This window comes from Streptomyces tateyamensis (assembly GCF_003205575.1).
GTDB lineage: Bacteria > Actinomycetota > Actinomycetes > Streptomycetales > Streptomycetaceae > Kitasatospora > Kitasatospora tateyamensis.
Genome location: NZ_PYBW01000108.1, coordinates 1 through 299, shown reverse-complemented (window position 1 = coordinate 299; position 299 = coordinate 1). Strand labels below are relative to the sequence as shown.

Here is a 299-nt window from a genome sequence, read left to right as displayed (position 1 = left end):
AGGCGCTGCACTCGCTGGCGAGCAAGGCCGGCAGCAACTTCGTGCTCACCATGGCCCCGCAGACCATGGACATGTACACCACGTCCAGCGCGTACTTCCAGTTGGCGCTGAACGTCAAGGACGTCCTGTCGGTGGTCAACACCCAGTTCTACAACTCGGGCTCGATGCCGGGCTGTGACGGCAAGAACTACAACCAGGGCACCGAGGACTTCATCACCTCGCAGGTCTGCACCTACATCCAGGGCGGCCTGAGCCCGGCCCAGGTCGGTATCGGCGTCCCCGCCTCCGCCTCGGCGGCC

Annotated in this window: 1 pseudogene; it reads left to right on the top strand. The window is 65.2% G+C overall.

The window, feature by feature from the left end:
* Positions 1–299, top strand: a pseudogene (locus C7C46_RS36775) (chitinase); the annotation flags it as partial.